Annotated in this window: 24 protein-coding genes; 6 read left to right on the top strand and 18 right to left on the bottom strand. The window is 39.2% G+C overall.

All coding sequences use genetic code 11. From position 1 onward, the window contains the following. The first annotated feature begins 17 nt into the window (after nt 1-17). Together MWU78_RS12830 and MWU78_RS12825 are read left to right on the top strand one after the other, a co-directional pair. Nucleotides 18-884: an AraC family transcriptional regulator gene (locus tag MWU78_RS12830; RefSeq protein WP_246998329.1), complete on the top strand. Its 867-nt coding sequence runs from the start codon at nt 18-20 to the stop codon at nt 882-884. A 29-nt stretch (nt 885-913) separates the two neighbouring features. Beyond that, nucleotides 914-2,050 (top strand): acyl-CoA dehydrogenase family protein, encoded by a 1,137-nt coding sequence (locus MWU78_RS12825; RefSeq protein WP_246998327.1) that lies wholly within the window; start codon nt 914-916, stop codon nt 2,048-2,050. Between the two features lie 117 nt (nt 2,051-2,167). On the opposite strand, the gene MWU78_RS12820 is transcribed toward MWU78_RS12825, so the two are convergent. The 5 genes from MWU78_RS12820 to rlmF form a co-directional block, all read right to left on the bottom strand. Beyond that, a complete protein-coding gene (locus tag MWU78_RS12820) occupies nt 2,168-2,467 on the bottom strand; it encodes a type II toxin-antitoxin system RelE/ParE family toxin (RefSeq protein WP_246998325.1) in 300 nt (99 codons plus the stop codon). Beyond that, on the bottom strand, nt 2,460-2,711 hold the full coding sequence (locus MWU78_RS12815; RefSeq protein WP_246998323.1) for a type II toxin-antitoxin system ParD family antitoxin: 252 nt from the start codon (nt 2,709-2,711) through the stop codon (nt 2,460-2,462). The genes MWU78_RS12820 and MWU78_RS12815 overlap by 8 nt, the downstream gene beginning before the upstream one ends. 79 nt (nt 2,712-2,790) lie before the next feature. Continuing rightward, nucleotides 2,791-3,285, bottom strand: a complete 495-nt coding sequence (locus tag MWU78_RS12810) for a VOC family protein (protein WP_246998321.1) — start codon at nt 3,283-3,285, stop codon at nt 2,791-2,793. A gap of 75 nt (nt 3,286-3,360) precedes the next feature. Further along, complete coding sequence (locus MWU78_RS12805) at nt 3,361-4,176, bottom strand: helix-turn-helix domain-containing protein (protein ID WP_348647087.1); 816 nt, start codon at nt 4,174-4,176, stop codon at nt 3,361-3,363. 116 nt (nt 4,177-4,292) lie between these two features. Beyond that, nucleotides 4,293-5,141 carry a 23S rRNA (adenine(1618)-N(6))-methyltransferase RlmF gene (rlmF, locus tag MWU78_RS12800; protein WP_246998317.1) on the bottom strand — a complete coding sequence of 283 codons (849 nt, stop codon included), beginning with the start codon at nt 5,139-5,141 and terminating at the stop codon, nt 4,293-4,295. A gap of 233 nt (nt 5,142-5,374) precedes the next feature. Here rlmF and MWU78_RS12795 point away from each other — a divergent pair, with 233 nt between their 5' ends. Beyond that, nucleotides 5,375-5,758 (top strand): SRPBCC domain-containing protein, encoded by a 384-nt coding sequence (locus MWU78_RS12795; RefSeq protein ID WP_246998315.1) that lies wholly within the window; start codon nt 5,375-5,377, stop codon nt 5,756-5,758. Nucleotides 5,759-5,860: 102 nt separating this feature from the next. Here the strand turns inward: MWU78_RS12795 and MWU78_RS12790 are convergent, their stop codons facing one another. The 10 genes from MWU78_RS12790 to MWU78_RS12745 all read right to left on the bottom strand — a co-directional run bounded on the left by MWU78_RS12790 (nt 5,861) and on the right by MWU78_RS12745 (nt 17,094). Then, on the bottom strand, nt 5,861-7,264 hold the full coding sequence (locus MWU78_RS12790) for a sialate O-acetylesterase (RefSeq protein WP_246998313.1): 1,404 nt from the start codon (nt 7,262-7,264) through the stop codon (nt 5,861-5,863). 218 nt (nt 7,265-7,482) lie between these two features. Beyond that, nucleotides 7,483-8,019, bottom strand: a complete 537-nt coding sequence (locus MWU78_RS12785) for a CIA30 family protein (RefSeq protein WP_246998311.1) — start codon at nt 8,017-8,019, stop codon at nt 7,483-7,485. A 203-nt stretch (nt 8,020-8,222) separates the two neighbouring features. After that, nucleotides 8,223-9,179 carry a c-type cytochrome gene (locus MWU78_RS12780; RefSeq protein WP_246998308.1) on the bottom strand — a complete coding sequence of 319 codons (957 nt, stop codon included), beginning with the start codon at nt 9,177-9,179 and terminating at the stop codon, nt 8,223-8,225. 513 nt (nt 9,180-9,692) lie between these two features. After that, nucleotides 9,693-11,342, bottom strand: coding sequence for a SulP family inorganic anion transporter (locus MWU78_RS12775; protein WP_246998307.1), 1,650 nt, complete (start codon nt 11,340-11,342; stop codon nt 9,693-9,695). Between the two features lie 180 nt (nt 11,343-11,522). Continuing rightward, nucleotides 11,523-13,028: a hypothetical protein gene (locus MWU78_RS12770; RefSeq protein WP_246998305.1), complete on the bottom strand. Its 1,506-nt coding sequence runs from the start codon at nt 13,026-13,028 to the stop codon at nt 11,523-11,525. A gap of 107 nt (nt 13,029-13,135) precedes the next feature. After that, entirely contained in the window at nt 13,136-13,603 is a 468-nt protein-coding gene (locus MWU78_RS12765) for a DUF4174 domain-containing protein (RefSeq protein WP_246998303.1), read from the bottom strand. Further along, a complete protein-coding gene (gene corA, locus MWU78_RS12760; protein WP_246998301.1) occupies nt 13,594-14,658 on the bottom strand; it encodes a magnesium/cobalt transporter CorA in 1,065 nt (354 codons plus the stop codon). The genes MWU78_RS12765 and corA overlap by 10 nt, the downstream gene beginning before the upstream one ends. Before the next feature lie 60 nt (nt 14,659-14,718). After that, nucleotides 14,719-15,576, bottom strand: a complete 858-nt coding sequence (locus tag MWU78_RS12755; protein WP_246998299.1) for a mechanosensitive ion channel domain-containing protein — start codon at nt 15,574-15,576, stop codon at nt 14,719-14,721. Between the two features lie 324 nt (nt 15,577-15,900). Beyond that, complete coding sequence (locus tag MWU78_RS12750) at nt 15,901-16,689, bottom strand: polysaccharide deacetylase family protein (RefSeq protein WP_246998297.1); 789 nt, start codon at nt 16,687-16,689, stop codon at nt 15,901-15,903. A 54-nt stretch (nt 16,690-16,743) separates the two neighbouring features. Then, nucleotides 16,744-17,094, bottom strand: coding sequence for a ribose-5-phosphate isomerase (locus tag MWU78_RS12745; protein WP_246998295.1), 351 nt, complete (start codon nt 17,092-17,094; stop codon nt 16,744-16,746). Between the two features lie 157 nt (nt 17,095-17,251). Here MWU78_RS12745 and MWU78_RS12740 point away from each other — a divergent pair, with 157 nt between their 5' ends. From MWU78_RS12740 to MWU78_RS12730, 3 genes are all read left to right on the top strand, one after another. Further along, nucleotides 17,252-18,766, top strand: a complete 1,515-nt coding sequence (locus MWU78_RS12740) for a Gfo/Idh/MocA family oxidoreductase (RefSeq protein ID WP_246998293.1) — start codon at nt 17,252-17,254, stop codon at nt 18,764-18,766. A gap of 415 nt (nt 18,767-19,181) precedes the next feature. Beyond that, nucleotides 19,182-19,994, top strand: coding sequence for a nickel-binding protein (locus tag MWU78_RS12735; protein ID WP_246998291.1), 813 nt, complete (start codon nt 19,182-19,184; stop codon nt 19,992-19,994). A gap of 244 nt (nt 19,995-20,238) precedes the next feature. Continuing rightward, complete coding sequence (locus MWU78_RS12730) at nt 20,239-21,225, top strand: lipid A-modifier LpxR family protein (protein ID WP_246998289.1); 987 nt, start codon at nt 20,239-20,241, stop codon at nt 21,223-21,225. Nucleotides 21,226-21,430: 205 nt separating this feature from the next. Here the strand turns inward: MWU78_RS12730 and MWU78_RS12725 are convergent, their stop codons facing one another. The 3 genes from MWU78_RS12725 to MWU78_RS12715 all read right to left on the bottom strand — a co-directional run bounded on the left by MWU78_RS12725 (nt 21,431) and on the right by MWU78_RS12715 (nt 23,924). After that, complete coding sequence (locus MWU78_RS12725) at nt 21,431-23,035, bottom strand: sulfatase (protein ID WP_246998287.1); 1,605 nt, start codon at nt 23,033-23,035, stop codon at nt 21,431-21,433. Next, a complete protein-coding gene (locus MWU78_RS12720) occupies nt 23,032-23,361 on the bottom strand; it encodes a hypothetical protein (RefSeq protein ID WP_246998285.1) in 330 nt (109 codons plus the stop codon). The genes MWU78_RS12725 and MWU78_RS12720 overlap by 4 nt, the downstream gene beginning before the upstream one ends. Nucleotides 23,362-23,459: 98 nt before the next feature. Continuing rightward, on the bottom strand, nt 23,460-23,924 hold the full coding sequence (locus tag MWU78_RS12715; protein ID WP_246998283.1) for a DUF4019 domain-containing protein: 465 nt from the start codon (nt 23,922-23,924) through the stop codon (nt 23,460-23,462). Nucleotides 23,925-24,218 lie beyond the last annotated feature (294 nt).

Genomic DNA, 24,218 nt, shown 5'->3' with positions numbered 1-24,218 from the left:
GTAAAATATTCAAAATAATGGGTAACGGTTACGACATAGCAAAAAACACACCTACATTCAAGAAAATTGAAGTGTCGTCACTTATGTTTTCGGAGTATCGATGTAAGGAGGAAAAAGCGATATTCACTACTTGGAACCATCTAAATTATTTTATTTATGTACTAGAGGGCAAAAAGAAATGGCGAACGCTGGAGCATAGCTATACGGTTCATGCCAATGAGGTGCTTTTTGTGAAAAAAGGAGCAAATATTATTGAGAAGTATTTTGACTCAGATTTTTGCGCCATAGTAATTTTTATTCCTGATTCTTATGTCAAGGATTTTATATCACAAAAACCTGAAATCGGGGCCAATCAAAAAAGTAGTCTTCAAAGTGATAGTGCAATTCCTTTGATAATGGACAGAACGTTAAGTACATATTTTACGTCAATGTTGGATTATTTTTTTAATCAAGAAAAGCCTTCAAAATATTTGATGGAAATTAAATTTCAAGAGTTATTGGTCAATATTTTATCACTGCCTTATAACCCTGAAATCGGGAGCTATTTTAAACAGATTGCCCAAGAAGTTAAACCATCGGTTAAAAACATAATGGAGTCCAATTTTGTTTATAATTTATCACTCGAAGAATTTGCAAGACTATCACAGAGGAGTTTAAGTACATTTAATCGCGATTTTCAAAGTACTTATAGAACATCACCAGGAAAATGGCTTACTAAAAAAAGGCTTCTTCATGCAAAAAGATTATTGGAGAATACCAATCAAAAAGTATATGAGGTGGCTTTTGATAGTGGTTTTGAAAGTCCTGCCCATTTTGCTAGAGTATTCAAGAACGAGAATGGTATTACTCCTTTAAAATTTCAAAAAGCACAACTGTTTGTTTGAGAAGTATTATCGAAAAAATCTGTTGTATTATGAATATTCATCAAAACAAGGTTGCTGAAACCCCTTCAAAGCACTGGTTAAATCTAATAGACCAGCTTGGGGACCAATTGGCTGCAAATGGAAGTGCGCACGATAAGGCCGATACCTTTGTAGCCGATAACTATCAATTATTGAAAAAGCATGGATATCTAACGGCCATGATACCTAAAGAATTGGGAGGTGCTGGAGTTTCTTTTACTGATATGTGCGCTATATTGGTTAAAATAGCGCAGTATTGCTCTTCTACAGCATTGGCATTGTCTATGCACCAACACCTTCTTGCAGTAAATATCTGGAAATATAAACAGGAAGGTACAAGCGAAGAATTCCTAAAAGAGGTAGTTGATAAAAACATGGTGTTGGTCAGTACAGGAGCACGGGATTGGCTAGATTCCAATGGAACCATGAGAAGAACCGATAATGGTTATTTGGTCTCAGCAAAAAAACAATTCGCAAGTCAATCAGCAATAGGTGATCTCTTGGTGACCAGCATACCCTATAATGATCCAGAAGAGGGATGGCAAGTACTCCATTTTACAGTATCTATGAAAACTGATGGGATACAATTATTGGATGATTGGCACACCTTGGGAATGCGGGGAACAGGCTCACAAACCGTGATCTTTAGTAATGTGTTTATTCCAGAAAATTCCATTGTGATGAAAAGAGCAAAAGGCGAATTTCCTATGTTTTGGAATGTGGTACTAACCGTAGCATTGCCTTTAATCATGGCTCCCTATATTGGAATAGCAGAGAAAGCGATGAAGATTACTTTGGAAAAGTCTAGAGCAAAACAAAGTAGATCACTGCCTACTACCTTCTTGATTGGAGAACTTTACAATAGCCTTACTTTGGCACAAGTGGTTCATAAAGATATGATTGAAATAGCCAATAATTTAGATTTTCAGCCTGAGGAAAGAATAGGGGTTGAAATATTGGCTAGAAAGACATTGGTTGCAAATGCATGTAAAGAAACGGTCAATAAAGCCATGGAAACAGTAGGTGGACAAAGTTTTTATCGAATACTTGAACTAGAACGACTCTTTCGTGATGTACAAGCAGTGGGCTTTCATACACTGTCCGAAAAGCAACAGCAGAATTTCACAGGAGAATTTTTATTGAAATAGCAAATTATAGCCATCGGTTAAGCTAACCGTAGCTGCGTTGTTTAGCACTTAACCGAGCCCGTACCTATCCATGCTGTCGGGCTGGTTAGTCATCGCCTTTGTTGTGTTTTAGTTATTTTATTCGGTTATTCCCGTTTTTAAGTCCGTTCTTTCGTGTAAAATCCTAGTAATTTCAACATAGCTTTCAGATAAAGTCCGATAGAAAATGATATGTAGGTTAATTTTTATACCGAGTAGACTTGGAGTAATACCATCATAGTTTTTTCCCATAATCGGATTGTCCGCAATTTCTTGACAGCATGAAATTAGCATTTCGTAATATTTGTCGGCTTGATTCTCAGACCAAACCTCAAAAGTATAACCCCAAATTTTCGATAAATCTTCAACAGCTTTATTTGTCAATTTAAATTCAGCCATTCGAGTGCTTTTTTGCTTTTAGAGATTCAAGATGTTTTTTGGGGTCAAAATCGTGAGCAATTCCGCTATCAATTCCATCCTGAACTGCGTTTTTTAATGCAATTACTTTACTTTCTTCCTCTTCTAAAAGTCTTAATCCTGCGCGTATAACTTCGCTAACATTTTTAAATCGACCTTCTTTTATTCGGCTTTGAACAAATTGATCGAAATAATTTCCAAGTGAAATAGATGTGTTTTTATTCATTTTGATACTTTTAGACTCAAATATACCAAAAATTGGTATTCTTGCCAAATTGCACACAATGTTGTGCCTTCGCTCTTTTTTAATTTGGAGAATGAAGTCCGATTTTATTTCCCTCCGAGTCGTGGAAAATGGCAAAAAATCCGCTCTCGTCAGCGTGAGGTGTTTTAGGAACAATGATTTTCCCACCGTTCTTTTCTACTTTGTCAAGAATAGTTTGCAGATTATCTCCACCATTCAGGTATATAGTAACTCCGCTGGCAGAAGGTTCTGAACCTTCTCCTTTCACAATAACTCCTGTAACCATTTGGTCTTGGTAGGGAAATAAGCCCATTTCCATTCCAGGTAAATCTAATTTTTCAATTTCTACACCTAAAATTTCTTTGTAAAAGTTGATTGCTCTTGAAATGTCCGTTGCTGGAATTTCAAATAGTGATATAAAACTGTTCATATTTTTATCGTTTTTGATTGTTGTTTCTTTATTTGGATTTGCTTCGGAAGCAGAAGTGTTTTCGTTTTTACAGGATACAATGCCAAAAATCAAGGCAATAACTGTGATGAATAAAGCGTATTTCATTTTCCGATTTTTATTTACTGAACAAAATTAGCAGTAGAAAGTCGCTTGAAATTGTAAAAATGCGACACCGTTAAACTATTTGTAAAAAAGAGCGGAAAGAGCTAAATTTTCGTGATTGATAAACTCTTTGGGGTTTATTCCTGCAAATTCCCTAAAGTCCTTTATGAAGTGTGCTTGGTCGAAATATTCGCTTTCATAAGCAATGTCGGTCAGGTTTTTCGGCTTTTGGTCAAGTAACATTTTTAAAGCGGTTTGTAATCGAATTACCTTTCCCAATTGTTTAGGACTAACTCCAATTTGCTTTTTGAAGTTTCTTTCGAGCTGTCTTCGCTTTGACAGGTCGTCTTTGAGGATTGAGTTTATTGAAGTGCTTCCGTTTGCGGATATAAGGGAATGAATCGTGTTTTTTACAATTCTATCAATTGTTTTTTCGTTATTAAGCCTGTCCAAAAGGAAATTTTCGATAATGCTTATTCTTTGTTCTGTATTTTCTGATTTAATTATCTTTTGCTCCAAATCATCTGCGTTTTCTGCTTCAAATAGTAGGTTTATGGGTGTTTCCTTATTTGCCAAATTGCTGATTGGTTCAGAAACAAAGTTTGCAAACCCATAAGGATAAAATCGGACAGCAAATGTTTTAACAAATCCTGTTGGCTCAATGTAAAATGGTTCAATTGTTTGTCCGAGCACCATTGCCCGAGGTTGAAGTATAAATTCATTTTCAGAAGTGTACCGTTTTATGTCATCTCCGAGAATAAACGCCAATTCAATACAGCCATCAGGCACTATTCGTTGTTTTTGCGGTTCAGACTGTTTAGGAAGTTCCAATGTCCAATAACAACTAACAAATGGTTTTAGGTCAGAATGTGGTTCGAATGTTTGGTAGTTCATTTATTGGTTGGAAGTTTTTTCAGAGTGACACACAACAATTGTATATAGCAATTTATTACTATATCCCTTATATGTATCTAATATAATAAATCCAGATTCTATTAAACGTAATAATTTTATGGACGAAATGTCCAGGCCACAAACCTGCTTTTTTTGTTGCCTTGTTCCATGTCTATTACCTTGACTACCGTTGGCAGGGTCTTGTTAATGGCCCTTTTAATATTTTTTAGATTTTCTTTTTGTGAGACCAAGGAGGTAAACCATTGTACCTGGTTCTTAAATTGTACACTTTCCGCAGCCATCTTTTTAACAAAAGCCTCTTCACCGCCCTTGTACCACAATTCGTTGGCCTGTCCGCCAAAATTTAAGGTCTCCTCTGCCTGAAGTTGAAGGTTACGGACCTTGCGCTGATTCTTTTGTTGGGCGTCACTACGGTCTTTAAAAAAAGGAGGATTGCATACTACAACGTCAAACTTATCTTCAGGTGTTATAATATGTTCCAAAATGCTGTTTTTGAATCGTTGCTGCCTTAGGTCTATGTTTGTCAATACACTATTTCTGTCGATAATCTTTTGAGCATTTTTTAAAGCATCCAAATCTACCTCAGAAGCGGAAATTTGCCACCCAAAATGACAGTTGGCCAAAATAGGGTAGATTAAATTGGCACCCGTGCCAATGTCCAACAACCTAAGTTGAGGCTTTGGAATCAGCTCCGCTATATGCAACAGATAGTCCAAGCGGCCTGGAATGGGTGGACATAGGTTGTGCTCCGGAATATCCCAATAGTCAAGGCCGTAATGTGCCTTTAATAGCGCAGCGTTCAAAGCCTTAACGGCCTGTTTGTCAGCAAACTTTATAGTCTTGTTTCCATAGTCATTTATAAAAACAAAATCCTTAAGGCCTGGGTAATGTTTAATAAGGAAATCAAAATCGTAATCTTTGACAAAAGGATTTTTTGAGTGCACAGTTTTAGCTCTTAAAGGGCAAAGTTAGCAAAAGCTAATCTAAATCGACATTTCTTTCTCAGTGGTCCCTTTTATTCAAAAAGTTCAATTGTACAAGAGTCAAAATCTATCCTATCTAAATTGGTATAGTTGATGTTGTTTATTATAGGCCTTTTGAATTATTCTTGAGAAAAAATATTTTAGTAAATTTAAGAATTGAGCTATCAATATAATCACTCCAAAAAACCACACCTATGGAATTTACCTTAAAAACGACATTTAATACCACCGCAAAACAAGTTTACAAGGCATGGCTTAGTACCCAGGGACATACCAAAATGACCGGAGGTGAAGCCTTTGTTTCAGATAAGGTTGGTGATCCATTTACCGCCTGGGATGGGTATATTAAGGGAGAAAATCTAATTTTGGAACCTTACCATAAAATTGTGCAATCCTGGAGAAGTGATAATTTTAAAGAAAACGAGGAAGATTCGCAAATTGAGGTTATACTTTCAGAAATAGACGGTATAACCGAATTGACATTGACACATAGCAATGTTCCGGAAGATGGCGAACACTATATTCAGGGTTGGCAGGAACATTATTTTGAACCTATGAAAGCGTATTTTGAATTTTAAAGTGGATTGAAAAGCACCTGTTATATTTCATAGTATTCCTAAAGGATATCGGGCGCAGGAAAACATATTATTTTTCTCCGCCCGATAATTTTCTTCAGAATTCTATTCCTCCCAAGTATCTGTCCTAAACGAGGAGGCCGGTAAGCCATCTGTATTGAACAAGCTGCCTTCCTCGCAATTGTTAAAGGCATACCTAACGGCAACGGGATTTGTTACCCCTTCGGCCCAAACGGTAAGGGTCTTGTCTCGGTTAATTTGGGCTTCGGCAGGATGAAAGACCTTGTCCGCACCGGCCACTTCAAAGCCCGATAATGGCTGGCCATAACTGGAGAGTCCGTTCTCAATATAATCAAAGGACAATTTTACCTTGGCCTCTTTAATTTCTTCTATTCCTTTGTACACAGGACCACTATAGGCAAATCCCTCCATGCCGTAATCCTTGGCAAGCGCCCACAAGGCCAATCTATCGCCTACCAATTTTTTCTCCCTAGGGTGAATGTAATCACAATCCCCGATGTCCATGGTAACCGCCATACCTGAATTCTCAACCGTTTTCATAGTATGCAATTGTGACTCCCTAACATAGCCGGAATTACCGCCATCATAACCATAAGGGGCAATTTGTACGAAGTAAAATGGAAACTCGCCCTGCTGCCATTTCTTTCTCCACGTTTTGATCATAGTGGGGAACAGTCGACTGTATTCCTCGGCCCTGCCTCTGTTGGATTCTCCTTGGTACCATATGGCTCCCTTTATATTGTAACCCACCAATGGGTTGATCATGGCATTAAACAATAGGGTAGGGGTGCGTTGTGGTGCTCCCTCCGGAAGTTTACTTGGAAGCTCAATGGTACTAAATTCGGAAAGAGTTTCTTTGTCCATCCAGGTTTCCACACTGGACCCGCCCCAGGAGGTATGGATTAAACCTATGGGAACGTTTAATAGGGTATTCAATTTTTTTCCGAAAAAGTAAGCAGTGGCACTAAAGTCTCTCACTGTTGCCGGACTGGCCTCTGCCCATAAGCCTTCTACTTTATCCAAAGGTTCTAGGCTTGATGCTTTTTTTACTGTAAATAAACGTATCTGATTGTTTTTGGAGTTTAAAATAGCCTCGCCACTACCATCGATCGGTTGGTTGTTAAATCCTTTTACGGGCATTTCCATGTTGGACTGACCGGAACAAAGCCAAACTTCCCCGATCATAACATTATTGAGGGTAACTTCATTGCTGCCCTTTATGGCAAGATTGTAGGGGCCACCATAGGATGGTGTATTTATCTTCAGCTTCCACTGTCCCTCACCACTGGCTGTAGCCGTAGATTCCTGTCCCCAACTTCCTTTTATTATAATTTTGCTTCCAGGTTTATCGGTTCCCCAAATGGAAACATTGTCTTTTTGCTGTAATACCATATGATCGCTAAAAAAAGCTGGTAATCCAATTTGAGCGTAGGAGACTGCGGCAGTATTTAAGAGCAATGCCAATAATAAGGTTTTCAATACTTTCATAATTGTTAAAAAAAAGTTTATTAGGTTATTATTAAAATGTTCCTCAAAAAAATACGCAGGGAATTTGATTAAGGAGATAGTACACCGATAAATGTAACAAATAAATATGGTTTCGAGTAAGGTCGAAACTTTATAAACCCTTCGCAGTGTTATGAGTGAAGTCTAATTATAATTGAATTAAAAAGTCTTTTGATATTTTTTCATTTCCTAGAATAGGGCTATGGTTGATCCAATACTATTTTATCGATCAACAATTTAAAGTTTTCAGGTCTTTTGTTTCCGATCAGGAAAACAATTTCCTCAATGTGATCTGTTGAAAAATTGGGTTGGTTCAATTTTCTACCGCGAAAAGAAGGGTACATATCCCTGAGGGAAATTTTGATTTCTTCCCATTCACCTGAAGTTGGGAAGGTAGTGATATAGGAATAATAATTGCCGGAATCGTCCTTTACCCTAAATTGATATTTCTTACCGTCGCCTTTGAGCTGAATGCTAATATAACTATCAGTAGTTACTTGGAGCCTATCAAATCGGTACCGGACGGAAGAGAATCCACCATTGTTTTCCAAAGAGATTTTGCCAGCAAATAATCCATGTCCGTCAGGGCTCAAAGTAAAGCTTCCTACGGACAAGCCGCCCATGACCCCATCATTCACAATTCTCCATTCCTTGATGTTGGAATCTTTGTTGAAATCGAAAATTATTTTAGAGGTCATAAGTGTCATAAAAACTAAAGTGGCCAAAAGATACTTCATAATTCACCTTTAGGTTAATTTACGACAACTTATGCTAAAGGACATGTTTAATTAGGGGATTTAGGAATAATATTAATACGGGTTGGATGGCATCATTTCCCAAGCCGGTACCAATTCCTTTAAATTGCAACATAACGCCCAAGTTTAGTTTACAGGTTACCTAATGGACAGATATGCGCATGTTTAGGATAAGGTTTTACATTTTAGTAAATGGACCGCTCCACTTTTTTCTTTATAGGAGGTATGGTCTGTAGGTATTCAAAAATGGCCCCGGCTTCGGCATCGGTAAGTTGAGGGTAGGGTAGCATGGGGTAGGTTAGGGCCTTTTCACCCTTTTTCTGTCCATACTTAAGTGCATTGATAAATTCTTCCTTGGTCCAGTTGCCAATTCCAGTTTCCTTGTCCGGCGTTAGGTTGGATGTAAGCATTACCCTTCCCTGCAGATCCAAGGGTTTATTACCACCTCCAAAGTACCCTTCACTCAAATCCGGATTTAATAGATCGTTGGTTTTAAAGTCGGCCGAGTGGCAGGCAAAACAATCCAAATTATGTGCCAGATACTTGCCCAATTCCACAGTGTCGTCCCCATTAGGTACCGGAATTGCCTCTGTGGGCATTGGTAAGGGCTTAAATGCAACCCTACATAAGAGTTTGGTCAATAAAGAAGGTTTGGGCGGGATATCCGGTGTGGGATCAGCATTGACCAAAGGGTGGTCCGATTTTAAAAACGAGATAATGGCATTAATATCTTCATCTGCCATATGCGGCAATTTAGCCATATAGGGAGGACTGTATTGGCCGTCCCTTTTAATTCCCGTTCTTAGGAGATATACCAATTCCCCATCAGTCCAATCCCCAATACCATAGGTTTTGTCCTGGGTTATGTTCTGTGAATAAATTTCTCCAAATTCCGGCGGGGCATCCATCATCTTTTGTCCGGTAAGTTTATTGGTTTGATGGTTTAAATGGCAACTGGCACATAACATAACGGTAAATTTTTCGCCCCTGGCTATTGCTTCAGGACTACTAGTTACCTTGAAATCAACTTTTTCAACTTCATAGGAAGGAATATCGCTGGCACTAATAAAGATCAAGGCAATGGCAATTAATAGAACAATAACTCCTAATCCGACACCAACAATTTTAAATACTTTTTTCATTTTAATTATTTTTAATCAAACAAATTGTACTCAATATGTGGGAACGTTTTATTTTTTTAATCTCTAATTATAATCGGATGCCATTATTATTTACGGCGGTATAATGTTGAATACTGCATAGTGCCTGTTCAGTATTTAATTCTAAAATGTTGGGGATTAATTTTACGAAGGAATTTTTTCATTGGTTGGTCTATGGTTATTTGGTAGGCTTAGTTGTTGGTTGTAATAATCATAATATTCTGTGGTCTGTACTAAAATTAGTAAATTTTTCGATTAAACGATATTGAATTTTTTAACAATCTACTTTTAATCAGATAGTTGTAGATATATTTTTATATCTGAATTCCTGTTTCTTGCGAATGGGCCTAGTGAAGCTGTCCCCTAGGAAACAAAAAAGGGTTTTATTGTATTGGGCTCTACGTGGAGCCACTAAAGCGCTGCTCAATCTTATACGGAATTTTGAATAATTAATAGCAATTACACTATCCTTGATCCTAAGATGTTTGAGGTAGATTAATTAAAGGATTTGGCCTTATCCAACGCCTCATTAATATGCTTTACAATATATTCTTCATTCAGTACCGAGAACATTTCATTCTTCTCAAAATCCTTTTTGGTTTCTTCGTTAATTCCAGAGAGGATCACTTTTATTCCTTTTGACTTATAGGATTTTATGATCTCTTTTAAACTTTGGTATCCGGTAGCATCGATCAAGGGAACATAACGCATTCTAATAATAATCACCTTTGGTTGTAAGTGAGTATTGGATATGGTTTCCTGAAATTGCCGGGCCGCACCAAAAAATAAAGGTCCGTTAATTTCATATAACAGTACGTTTTTGGGTAGCTCCAACAATTCATCGTCGAACAAATGTTCGCCGTTAATATGATCGGCAGTGATTTTTTCGACTAAGACGGCTTCGCTCATCCTTTTCATAAACATAAAACTGGAGAGCACTATCCCAATTTCAATAGCTATCACTAGATCAAAAATGACCGTTAGGAAGAAGGTGCTCAAAAGAATAATGATATCCATTCTATTTCCCTTTAAAATGGATCTGAATTGTCGCCATTCGCTCATATGATAGGCTACCACCATTAATATTCCAGCCAAACAGGAAAGGGGAATCAGCTTGGCATAAGGAGCAAATAAAAGCATTATGGATAGTAGGACCAAGGCGTGTACTATACCCGCAATTGGAGTTCTCCCACCATTTTTTACATTGGTAGCCGTTCTTGCAATAGCTCCAGTGGCCGGGATTCCCCCAAATAGGGCCGAAAATATATTGGCCGTTCCCTGTGCTATTAATTCCATATTGGAACGATGTTTTCCTCCGATCATGGAATCGGAAACCACCGCAGAAAGCAAGGATTCTATACCGCCCAATAAGGCAATGGCAAAAGCGGGTTGTATCAAAGATTTCACGGTTGCATAATCTACTTCTGGGATGGAAGGCATGCTTAGTTGATTTGGGATTTCCCCAAAGTTGCTTTCAATGGTATCCACAGGAATCCCGAAAATTTGGACCACAACAGTGGACAATAGGATGGCCACTATGGATCCTGGAATCTTTTTTATTAACTTTTGAAAATATAAAGTAACAATTACCGTCGCAAAGGCAATAACAATGGCATACCCGTTGATCTTGTCGATATTTTCAAAATAAACCACCCATTTATCCATGAAGTCGGCCGGTACTTTGGCTATTTGAAGTCCTAAGAAATCATTAATCTGGGAGGAAAAAATAATCAGGGCTATGCCGCTGGTAAACCCTACGATCAGGGAATAGGGAATAAATTTCAATAAGTTTCCCAAGCGGGCCAGTCCTAGGCCAATGATGATAAATCCGGCCATAAAAGTGGCTATTGTAAGCCCATTAACCCCAAAATCCTGAACAATTCCGTAGACGATCACGATAAAAGCTCCCGTGGGGCCTCCAATTTGGACCCTACTGCCCCCAAATGCAGAAATGATAATCCCGGCAATAATAGCCGTAACGATTCCTTTTTCCGGCGATACTCCGGAGGCTATGGCAAAGGCAATGGCCAACGGCAGTGCAACTATGCCCACAATAAGTCCAGAAAGTACATCTTTTGTAATGATTTCCTTGGAAATTCCCTCTTTTAAAAGAGAGAACAACTTAGGAATAAATTCTTTGTTCATAGTAGAATCAAATGGTAGTCAAGGGTATTCAGTGAGGTTCTCAAGGTATATTACATTTTATGATAGTAATAAGCGGGAATAAACGTAAGGTGATTTTTTCTTTTGAAATATGACAATGGTCATTTTATATTATGCTAACATCTAATTACCCATATTAAGCAGTTCTTTTTTCTAATAGGATTATGGCGTTGCGGATACCGTGGCCGTTTCGTTTTTTTTGAGTTCTATGGTAAGATAAGAATATGGCTGTGGTATATTTTTCTCTATGGTACAGTTTGTTTTTTCCCCGTTTACAAATAAAAATTCATGGACACCCGGTATTTTGGCAATCCATTTTATGGTACCGCCATTAACATTATGGGCCGTTGTTTTGGTTTTTCCATAATGTTTTACACTAATTTTATTGGAGAGTAGGGGAACGTTCATAATTTCTGCCCAATCATTTTTCTTATCGAGTCGGGAGAGGCTCATAAATCCATTGGTGGCAGCATTGGTGTCAATGCCCATTAAACCTCTGGTTATATGCTCAATTACGGTAAAGGAATTCTCTGGATAGGCCCTTCTAGGATTTAGGGGACTACACAAATTAATGATCATCTTGTTGGCCAGCGCAGATTTGTTGTTTTCATAGAATATGATGGGCAGATAAGACTTTAGTTCAACAATTAATTTACCGAAATTGGTCTCGTATTTCTCTACCAAATTCAATATTTTGGAATCGTCATGGACGGCATCAAAATAAAATAGATAATGAAGAAAAGCCTGATCTTCCCCGACCATAAAATAATCGAAGTTACCGTCCTCATAAAGAATGGAACGGTATTCTTGCCTTTCGGTATCCCACCAAAACTGCTCAAGAAATTCCTGCTCTTGATGGGCCTTTTCGACGTATTTTTCGGACTGGGGTAAATCATTCCTAAGCTTTAACATCTCCGAGTAGGACTTATATGCGGCAACTATTGAGGCGGACATATCTATACCAAGCAAAGTTTCTCCCCGGCCACCTTCGTTGTATGTAGGAATGCCCCGTTTGTTTCCAAACCTGCTTTTTTCAGGATTCTCCGGTACATGTAGGGAGCGACTTCGGTCTAGGATTTTGTCCGAACCCAATTCCCAATGGTCTACGTATTCGTTAAGACTCAGTTCATAAAAATTAATGAGATCAGGATTATTAAGGTACTCCTTGTTTCCTGTCCATTTATAAAGTCGGTAGGCGTTATAGGTTAGATCAAAATTGGCAGGCAGGTTATACCAGAAATCCTTGTCATTTTCGTAGTCTACCGGAGCAGGTTCATTATATCTATTAATTTCCCAATAGCTACAAAAATCCTTTTCCTCACTAATGTTTTGGGCGAATTTCAGGAACATATTAAAATTGTGTTTACCCAATCCCAATATTTCTGCACCTATCGCTTGATGGGAAACATCCCTCATGCAAAATGCTTCGCGATCGGGTAGTGCAGCCTCATACCAGTACCCAACCGGGTCATCGTTGTCATGGGCGTAGGACAGGGCTTTGTTCTTGGCCCAGCTGAATGCCTTGTCCAATTCCTTATTGGATGAATTAAATATTAACTCTCCATTATTTGTAAGGGTTGGTTTTTTTTTTGATTCTTCTTTACAACTACCGAGCATTATTACAAAAAGAAGCAGAAGGTAGTATTTGGAAGTTTTATTTATTCCCATGGTGTGGATTTATTTATATCATCCGTTGAATTTCTATGGTTTATATCCCTTTTTTTAATAAAATATAAGGTTTTACCATCCCAATAATAGTCCGATTAATATTTTATTTACCTGTTTTTATTTTTCATTTCCGCTCTTCTCATCGGCATGGCGTCGATGGTTCCAAAAAGTTCCGATGCTGTAAGGACCTCGGTCTTTTCTAGTTTTATGCCCCCGTCCAAGCCGATCAAAATCACCTTAAAGTCTTCCTTATTGTTTACAAATTTATCAAAAAGAGTAGGAGAAGTAATCCACTCAATATCTTTTTCTTTAAGCTGATAATTCATTAATTTATACCGATCTGGCAAAATCTGGTAGACTATAATTCTTCTTTCCACGAGTTCCTGGGGAAGTCTATTAAATTCGGTAATTTGCTCTTGATATGTCTTGGAATCCTCCTTTTGTGAAACGATTAGAACAACTCGATTTTCCCATTGGTGTTTTTTTAAATCTTGTCCATAGGTATAATTCATCATCAAAACTCCTATTAGAAGGAGGCCTGTAAGTTTTACGTTATTTAAGGTTGTTACAACCATTTTTTCTTTCTAAAATAGATCAACATGCCAATGGCAATAACAATGATAACGCCCCACATAATAAAATAGCTATACTTATAATGAAGTTCCGGGACTACATCAAAGTTGGTCCCATAAATTCCGGCAATAAAGGTCAACGGTATAAAAATCACCGAAAACACGGTCAGAAATTTCATGATGTCGTTCAGCTTGCTGCTTATAGTGGTGTGATAAATGTTCAATTGATCGGACAGTATTTCCCTATAGCTATCCGAAGAGTCGCTAGCGTGATTTATGTTGTCCTGTAGTTCCTTAAAATGCATTTCGGTACTTTCCGTAATATAATCCGATTCCATTTTGGCAAGGCTCAATATCACTTCCTTGGCGGGTTTAATATTCTTTCTCAAGAAATTCAACTCCCGTTTGTAGGAATTAATTTCCCCTATAATCTCTTGCCTAGGTTCCAGGAGTAGGCTTTCCTCAAGAGTTTCGATTTTTTCACCCAATACCCCAATAATGTAGATGTAGTTATCAATAACAATATCCAGCAAAGCAAATAACAGGTAATCCGTACCGCCGTTTCTAATTCTTCTTTTCTGTTTTCGGATTCGTTCTCTAACAGGTTCAAAGACATCGCCTTTGGTTTCCTGAAAGGATATTAGGATAGATTCGGTCAAGATCAAACTTAGGTTTTCTACCTGTATGATATCCGAATTGGGTTGTTGCTGCAACATTTTAATGGATATATAAATGCAATTGTCGTATTCCTTGATCGTTGGCCTCGCCTGGGTATTCATTACATCGGCCAAAACAAGTTTATCAAAGTTGAATTCATTGGCAATTCCTTCAATTACCCCCGTATTGTGCAGGCCATCGATATTGAACCAGGTTACCGTGTCTTTTTCCTGATATTTTATGACCTCCTTTACCGTCTTAATGGTTTCTTCGGCCAGGCTATTGGCATCAAAATCGATTATGCGAAGCTGTACTTCGTTTATTTTCTTTTCTCCACGGAATATAAGTTCATCCGGTGAAACTCCAATCTCATCTTTAGATTTCTTTAAGAATCGGCCCATGTTTATTGTTTTTTTGCGCACAACATTTATTGTTAGTTTGGCGGTTGCCAATTGCCCCAATTATTTATTTTTCGGTACTATTTCTGTGTGGCCCGACTTAAAGTGAAGGTCCATTTGTGGAAATGGTATAACAATCTTGTTTTCATTGAATTTCCGATTAATAATTTTTCTGATATCACTCTTTACTCTTTCAATTCTGAACACGTTTTCACTAAAAAACAATACTTCAAAATCCAAAGATGAGTTTCCAAAATTCATGAAACGTCCCTCAATCGTTTTGCTATCCTCAAAATCTGGATGCTCCAAAACGCTTTCCTCCAATATTCTTATGACCAGGTCAACATCACTTCCATAGGCAACCCCAACGTTGACCCTGAATCGGGTCTTTTTTTTCTGGTGGCTCCAATTTATAACCTTGTTGGTGGTGATCAACGAATTTGGGATAATTATAGAAATATCGTTCCTGTTGAGTCCCCTAGAGGTTCGTAGCCCAATTTCCTGAATTTCAACAATATCCCCGTCTATCTCAAGGATGTCGTTTATTTTGATCGACTTCTCGGAAAGCAATATTATGCCAGAAATAATATCATTGAATGTTTGCTGTAATCCCAATCCGACCCCAACCAAAAGTGCCGCCGAACCAGCTAAAAATAATGTCAATTTAATGCCAACGGATTCCAAAATAAAACCAATGGCAATGACCCATATCACATATTTAATAATTTGATAGAGCGCATAGGTATTTCCTGTATCAAAATGTACCCCTTTGTAACGGCGAAACAGGGCTTTTTTTATTAACTGCACTATCACCTTGGTGATAAGTAATATTAATAGTATAATGACGAGGCTGTACACTTTAATTTTATAATCGCCAATACTGATAAGATTAAAATCCAATATTTTACTTAGTGTTTCCATTTCTATTTTTTGGACCACCGGATGCCTTTCCATAATGGATTCCACTTGTACAGGCGAGGTTAGGTGCGTTGGTGTTTTCCTTTGAAATATAGTGAAATCCCCTGAACTTTTCTTCTAAAACTTGGTGGATTGGGACCTCCTATTTTAATTTCAGACCTATTTATTGGCCCTTTGAAGACTTATAAACTAGCTCTTCTGTACCAGGTGGGTATAAGGTCCCGTATCTTATTGGTTTGTTTTCCTTGTGGACCAACATTGAATTTTTGGCCACACGCATGAATTGGATTCGGATACAAACAAGAATTGAAACTGCTAATGACCAAATTAGTTCTTAAGTTTTTTGCTGAAATCGGGAACAATTTTTCTCTTGGCCTGATCCACGTCAATATAGGCTTCCAAATCCCTGAATGAAATCACCTTGTAATTGTGGAGGGACAGGTAGTGCAAATATTCCCTAAACAGTTCTGGTGGCGTATTTACCCAGGGGTGTTCAATATCGGGCACACCGTGTAATGTGAGAACCACAATTTTTCCATTTCTGGCTTGGTCCAGGGAAGACATAATTTCATTTTTGTTTTCGGCATCAGTTGCCCAACTGGGTATTAGATAGGGGTGGTCAACCAAAGGGTCATAAGCCCTGCTACCTCCCGCGCGGGCGAAGGTGTATTCTTTTTTTTGCAGAAATTCCAAGGCAAGGGCATTTAATCCATAGCCGGGATAGGCAAAGTTTTGCGGTTTGGCAATTCCCAAGGAATCGCATTTATTTTCAATGTATTCCAACTCGGCATTAAATTCCATTTGGGCGAGTTTGCCAACATTGGCATGGGTGCGGGTATGATTGGCAACTTCAAATCCCATTTTGTCCAGAGCCTTGATCTGTCGCCAATTCATGTACAGGGTACTGTCTTTATAATTCGGAGGAAACTCGCACACAAAAAAAGTAGCTCCAAAACCGAACTCTTTTAGCATTTGAGCTACAACGGAATATTGACTTGCCGGAGCATCATCAAAAGTGAGGACCACCAATTTATCGGGTATTTCCTTTTTCAGTATTTGGGAATGGCCATATAAAAAGAGATTAAGGGTAATTAAGACTAGGATGTTTTTTATCATGAAAAATTATGGCTTGATTAAATTTAGGAAATTTTGTTCAGTATCCATACCTACTCAATTATACCAGACAGCATACCGCTCCCGTCTTAATTCCAAGGCCAATCCTTCCTCTATTTCCAATGCCTCTGCCCGGGTCAACACGGGGTCTATATGATTGTATAGACTGGGCCTTAAATACAGACCGTATTTTTCAACTATGTTGGAGGATAACTTGTGGCCCTTCTTATTTCTGTAGCCGGTCTTATGTTGTTCAAAACGTTCCTTTGGAAGCTTAGAGGTCATGCCAACATATAGGCATTCCAAAACACCATTAAATTGGGGATTGGCAGCCCTAAACTTGGCATTTTCGGTAAAAACGCGCTTGGATAATTCCACAACATAAACTCGGTATAGTGCTTTGGACATTGTTGATTTAAAATATATGAGCTTAAACTAAGCTAAATTGATATAATTTTAATGACAAATTTTCGGTATTCCTCCAATAAGACCATTTTTTTTCCGAATTTAGAGAGCATTTAATAGAAATCATAAAAATAGTAAACAATCAAAAGCAATCTTTAACATGAAAAAAGAATCAAACAAACCCTTACCAATTACACGTAGATCTTTTATTAGTAAAACGGGAGTGGCAGCTGCCGGAATTACTATTCTCCCGAGTAACGTAATTTCGGGGCTGGGACATAAGGCTCCCAGTGATAAGTTGAATATTGTAGGAGTAGGAGTGGGAAGTATGGGGTTTGCCAACCTGAAAAATTTACAGAGCGAAAATATAGTCGGACTCTGTGATGTGGATTGGAAATATGCCAAAGATTGTTTCGATCACTTTCCCAAGGCCAAGAAATACAAGGATTTTAGGGTGATGTTCGATGAGATGGGCAATGAATTTGATGCTGTTTTGGTGGCCACTGCCGATCATACCCATGCCATTGTAGCGGCGGAGGCCATGGTGCGGGGAAAACATGTATATGTACAAAAGCCCCTTACCCATTCGGTTTACGAATCAAGACTATTGACCAAACTGGCCAAGAAGCATAATGTGGCCACACAAATGGGGAATCAAGGAGCATCCGGAGAAGGAGTGGCCAAAACCTGCGAATTAATTTGGAGTGGTGCCATTGGTGATATAACAAAAGTAGAGTCCTTTACCAATAGACCTATATGGCCACAAGGCCTGAACCCACCTACACAGGGTCAATGGGTGCCGGATACCTTGGACTGGGATTTGTTTACCGGTCCTGCAGAACTAATACCATACAATCAGGTGTACCATCCTTGGAACTGGCGCGGCTGGTGGAATTATGGTACCGGGGCTCTTGGGGATATGGCATGCCATATTCTACACCCTGTTTTTGAAGCACTTAAATTGGGCTATCCAACGAGAGTACAAGGGAGTTCCTCACTGCTATTGAGGGACAGTGCACCTACCGCACAATCCGTGCAAATGGCTTTCCCGGAACGTGGTAGGAAAGGCAAAATCAAATTGCCAGAGGTAGAAGTCAATTGGTATGATGGCGGTATTAAACCAAATTTACCGGCCAATTGGCCAAGTGGCAAGAACCCCAACAAATCTGGTGGGGGTACCTTCTTTTACGGTACCAAAGGTATTATGCATACCGGTTGTTATGGAGTGGAACCTGAAATTTTGGGAAGAGACCTTCCTAAAGTGGCAGAAACAGAGCGAAGGGTGGAAAAAGAAATCGGAAAAGCATGGAATAGGGGAGGACATGAGATGGACTGGGTACGGGCCTGTAAGGAAAGTGCGGAGAATCGCAAGCCTTGTACTTCGGATTTTGCCGAAGCCGGACCTTTTAACGAAATGGTGGTTATGGGTGTTTTGGCAGTGCGCTTACAATCCTTGGATAAAATACTTAATTGGGATGGGGAGAATATGCGCTTCACCAATATTGGCAACAAGGAGACCATTAAAACTGTCATCAGGGATAATTTTGTGATGAAGGACGGACGCCCACAATTCGAAAAGGAATGGACGGACCCCGTTGACGCCAATGCCTTCGCCCAGGAACTTATAAAACATACTTATAGGGAAGGTTGGAAATTACCGGATATGCCGGCATAGAAAATAAATTTTATAACATATTAAAAAGGGAATGGGCGAATGCTGGTTCCCTTTTTTAGTAGGCAAGAGTCATTAGCCAAGAGCCAAAAATTAGTAATCAGTAATCAGTGAACAGTAGTCAATTGATGGAGCCAAGAGCAAAGAACAAAGAACAAAGACAAATAGTAGTCCGTCTTCTAAGTTCTAGTAGCGAAGCGGTCTAGTTTATGATTCCGCTATATCTCAACAAGGATGCCCTTGCCCACCATTTTTGAAGCCCAATTCGAATGATTTGCCCTTTTCCAATTTTTATAACCAATTATTTGGTATCTTTAAGAGGCTGGTGGTCATGGTAATATGACCTTAGATTAGTTGCTATACCGGTACTTTTATCCAGCTTTACCAATTTTCACCCCCATTTTAAAACAGAGAAATTATGCCACTATTTATGGACAGACATTATATTGAAGGGGCCACTCCTGAAGAGGTTGCAAAGGCGCATCATGAGGACATGAAAATTCAATCTAGGCATCATTGCAAGGCATTGACCTATTGGCATGATGAAGAAAAGGGTATGGCTTTTTGTCTTATAGAAGCTCCATCTGCCGCTGCCGTACGAGGGATGCATAAAGAAGCGCACGGCCTTATACCCAACCAGATCATTGAAGTGGACGGATCGGCCGTAGCCCAATTTCTGGGCCGGGTAATTGACCCCGAAAAGGAGGACGGTAGCCCCATGACCGAGAGTCCGTTTAGGGCAATTATGTTTATAGATATGGTGAGTTCCACAGATATTACCCAAGCCTTGGGAGATACTAAGGCTCTTGCTCTAGTGCATACCTATAGGAATATAGTAAGAAAGGCCCTAGTGGATCACGGTGGGCGTGAAGTGGATAGGGCGGGAGATGGATTCCTGACTAGTTTCAGGTCGGCTTATACGGCTTCGGTCTGTGCCGTGGAAATACAGCGCCAATTATCCAAATACAACGAATCCCGAGAGGATGGGATTCTGCTGCAGGCAAGAATAGGTATCGGTGCAGGAGAACCGGTACAGGATGGTGATGCCCTATTTGGATCCACAGTTAATCTCGTTGCACGTATCTGTAGTTATGGGGGGTCGGGGCAGATTATTTGCGCCAAGGTGGTAAAAGATCTTTGCAGAGGTAAGGATGTTTCATTTACCTCCCTAGGCCCTCAAATGTTAAAGGGCTTTGATGAGCAGATCGATCTGGAACTTATTGAATGGTGATAGGCTGTTCAGCAGTAAACAGTTGTAAATAAGTAGTAAACAGTATTCAGGAAGCAAGAGCCAAGAGTGAAGAGATTAGTACAAAGAAAAAATGGTCCAATACCTAGGTTCTTGTAGCTCGGTGGTCCAGTTTCTATAAAATTCGGGCTTGCAGTTCAAAGAAGTTCTCTCCTCAAAATGGAAATGTACTTACTATTCTGATTATTAATTTGTACTTTTTCATTGCCAAAACAAAACCATTAAGTTGCACCTAGTTAATCAACCACTTCCAATGTGGCCTAATTTTTCCAAAGGTCTAATTAACTTCCTCGCAGTGTTGATATGTTTTGTTGGTGGGACCTTATTTTCCAAGGCACAGCAGGGTGAGATTAGCGGGGCAAAGGAAACCATTCGGAACCAAATTGGGCTACGGCATGACAATGACTTTATATTGCTAACAGATCGGTACTATACCGCCGGACTATTTTTAACGTATAGGCACCGACTGGAAAAGGGATTATTTAATTCGGAAAATGAACAGCTCACTTTTTCCCTTGGTCAGGAGATTATTACTCCATCATATCTTATTACAGAAGATGTTCAAAAATTGGACCGTGCATATGTAGGGTTCTCGGCACTGAGGTCCGGTTGGTCCCGTGTGGGTCGCAACAGTTTAATAGAGGCAAATTTTCTCCTAGGGTTGGCAGGTAAGGCTTCGGGAGCAGGTAGTTTGCAAAGATGGTACCATCATTCCGTTATGAAGACCGAAACCCCTACCTGGGTGGGGGAAATGGAGAATAGTGTTCATTATAACCTGTACACTAGATACCTCTATGAATGGCAATTGGTCCCCAATCCCTTTAGTATTCACATTGCAACACAGTCCCAATTTGCCTTTGGTACTAGGGATATCTATGTACACCCGGAGTTGGTGGCCTATTTTGGAAGGAGAAATCCGTTATCTTCCAGCATAGCGCACAACCAAATAGGATCTACGGAAAGTGCGATCTTCTTTGCCCTTCGTGGCGGATATCGTTTGGTAGGTCACAATGGTTTGTTGGAAGGCAATGCCTTGGGGGATGATTCCGTGTTATTGATTGCTTCCAATACTACCGTAGTATATGCCGGTTTCGATTTTCAATGGCGCTACGGACGAAACGATTTTTGGGTAGGGGTACGTTATAATTCACCTGAGTTTGAGCGTGCCAGATTCCATCAGTACGTAATTCTTTCATATACGAGGGGATTCTAAAGCCTGTCGGTAGTATGGAGAAGTTAGTATTGAGTGGTCAGTAGGCATAAGGTAGTATTCAGTTTTCAGTAGTCAGAGCCATTATGCAATAGCCATTAGTATGGAACCAAGAGTCTAGAGACTAGAGCCAAGACAAGAAATAGTCCAGATGCTAGGCTCTTGTAACTCAGCTTTCCAGTTTCTGATATGTATATCTCATTTAAAATCAATATTCCGCAGCAGGATTAGGAAATTCTCGCATTGGGGAATATCGCTTATAGCTATCAAATATTTCGCGATCGGGGCCTACAATACGAGGATCATTGGATCTTTTCAATTCGCTCAATAGTTCGGTCTTTAAAGCCTCTTCAATTTTATGGAATGAGGGTGTTCCCGATAAGTTATTTAAACAGGAAGGATCTTTCTCCGCATTGTACAGTTCAAATTCAGGACGTTTATCAACCGCTAAATCGAAATAAGGCAAAATGGTGTCGTCCTCATGATTTTCAATAAGATAGGTTTTTGTTGGGCAATCATCAATATCGGTAAAGGCACTGCCATTAATGTAGCTCTTGTTTTTGTCCAGTCCGTACATAGGAAGCAATTGTGAGCTGTCATTTTCCGCAAACTTCTGTGGAGCACCTGCTGGCCACCGTTCGGGTTTCATGTTCCATATAAAAAGATAATCTCCCTTTCGTACGGACCTTTGAGGATATCCCCAATTTAAAAATCTGGACGAGGAGTGGCGTTCCCTACCGGAATATGCAGCTCTTTCCGTTTTTGACAGGACACCACTTTCTTTAGATTGCAAAAGATTCAATATACTTTTCCCGGTAATGGGGAGCATTCCTTTGGAGGAAGTGTTTGTTATTTCAAGAATGGTTGGTGCCAAATCAATAAATCCAATGGGATCTTCTACAACCCTATTTCCCGGAAATTTCTTTGGGTATCTAACGGCAAAAGGCACATGAACTCCGTATTCATAGCTATTGGCCTTGGCCCGTGGAAAAGGCATGCCATTGTCGGCAGTTACGATTACAATGGTGTTTTCCAATTCGCCAATTTCCTCCAAATATTCCAGCATTCTTTGAAAATGAAGGTCAAACCATTCAATTTCAACCGCATAATCCAAAAGATCTCCCCGTATTTCATCATTATCAGGAAGGAATTCGGGCACCTCTACATCCTCCAATTTCTTGGACATATTTTTCCACGACCCCTTTTCGTAGGTTCTATGTGGTTCGTACCCTCCGTACCAGAAAAAAAATGGTTTATCCTTTTTAATATTCTCTACAAAATATCTAAAATTGCCAAAGTAATTGGTCTTGCTTACGCCCTGGGCAAATCGTTCATCGTTTTGCTCCTCATATTTAATATTACTATGCGAAACCCCGGCAGCATCATTTTTCCGCCAAAGCGAATCCTCTTCTGTACGGGCGTATTGGAAAGGGCCAACTCCCTTTCCCGTTCTTCCGGTGGCATATCCATTTTTTTCAAGCAGATCCACAAAGGGTACATACTTCTTTAGCCATGCTGAGGCATGTTGTCCGGCCTGTTCATTTTGCCAATGATGTCTACCCGTAATAATGGCACTTCTGGAAGGTGCACAACCAGGAGAACCGGCATAAACGTTGGAGAAATAAACGCCTTCACGGGCAACCCTATCGAAGGCTGGTGTTTTAACAAAGTTGGAACCTTCATAGCCAGTGTGGAAAAAGGATTGGTCATCACTAATGGCAAAAAGAATATTGGGGCGATTTTGCGCATAAGCCTTAAACCCCAAGCCTGTATTTAATAATACAATAAAACAAAATGCTATTCTAAATATCATACTTTTTTATTGTTCAATTCCCTCTTTACACTGGCCGCTTTGTCCATGTCCGAACCCACCAACCATATTCTAAGCGTCTTTTCGGCCAATTTAATATTAAGATGCGTCCTGTTTCTAAACCCTGGTTCAAAGGGGACTGTCCAAAAAAATGGAATATAACTAAGCAAGGTAAGCAACCAGCCCTTGTTTAATTGGACCGACTTTAAACTGCCATAAGCATAGCTGCCATTATTCTTTGGAGTTATTTGGTCCACTATTTCAAACATGTCTTTTTGAAGCCTAATATCCAATTTTGGGCTATTCCTTATAGTAATTGTTTCGTTCATGTTTTGGTTAGGGTTTATGTTTCAAGATAGTCATTAATGAACAACTTATACCTCTTGAAGGCCAGAATTTACGATCAACAAAAGTTGCTGCATGTGACTTATTTAATAAAGTACCCGGATACCTTCCATTGGTCACCATCCTTCATTTGGGTAACGGTCTCTATACTTTCATTTTTATTTTCAAAGGAGGTTTTAAATTGAATAACTATATATTCCCCATCCGGTGCTCCTGGTAGTGTGGTATGGTATTCCGATGAAATTACGTCCCTGCTGATTACCTTTCCCAAGGGGGGCACAATACCACTTAACTGTTGCGTCCATTGTTCCTTTGTAACCGCTTTTTGAAAAAGGGAAGCTGCATTATCCCAACTCTGGGAATAATTATTGTCATAAATCAATCCCAGCCATGCTGAGGCATCCTGGATTACTTCCTGTTTCAGGTTATTGGAAACGGTGGCCTCGGTATGGACACTTTCCACTTTCTCATTTTTCGGATCGGATTTACAGGACAATAGTCCGGTAAAAACTAAAAGGACAAGGTATTTGTACATTGATTTTTTCATAATTGTATAATAGTTCGTTAAGTCACATACTATATATTTTATTTTAACCTAAACTAATTGTTACTTGATTGTCTCTTTTTATGAGTTTATTAAAGTATATAAAAAATACATATCTATAACATGGGCTGTAAATCTCATCAGTGGTGCGAGTCTACCTATCGGCCTTTAGATTTGTATTATAAATATAATCTATTGTAATGATGTTGAAAAGAGGGGGTCCGGGGGAGACTTATAACTTGCGAAAATGTTCATAAATTTAATGTGAGACAAAAAAGAACGGGGTGAACTTTCCTG

Source organism: Arenibacter sp. F26102 (assembly GCF_023015865.1).
Classification (GTDB): domain Bacteria; phylum Bacteroidota; class Bacteroidia; order Flavobacteriales; family Flavobacteriaceae; genus Arenibacter.
The sequence above is the reverse complement of the archived record's forward strand: the minus strand, read 5'-3'. Positions and strand labels throughout refer to the sequence as shown.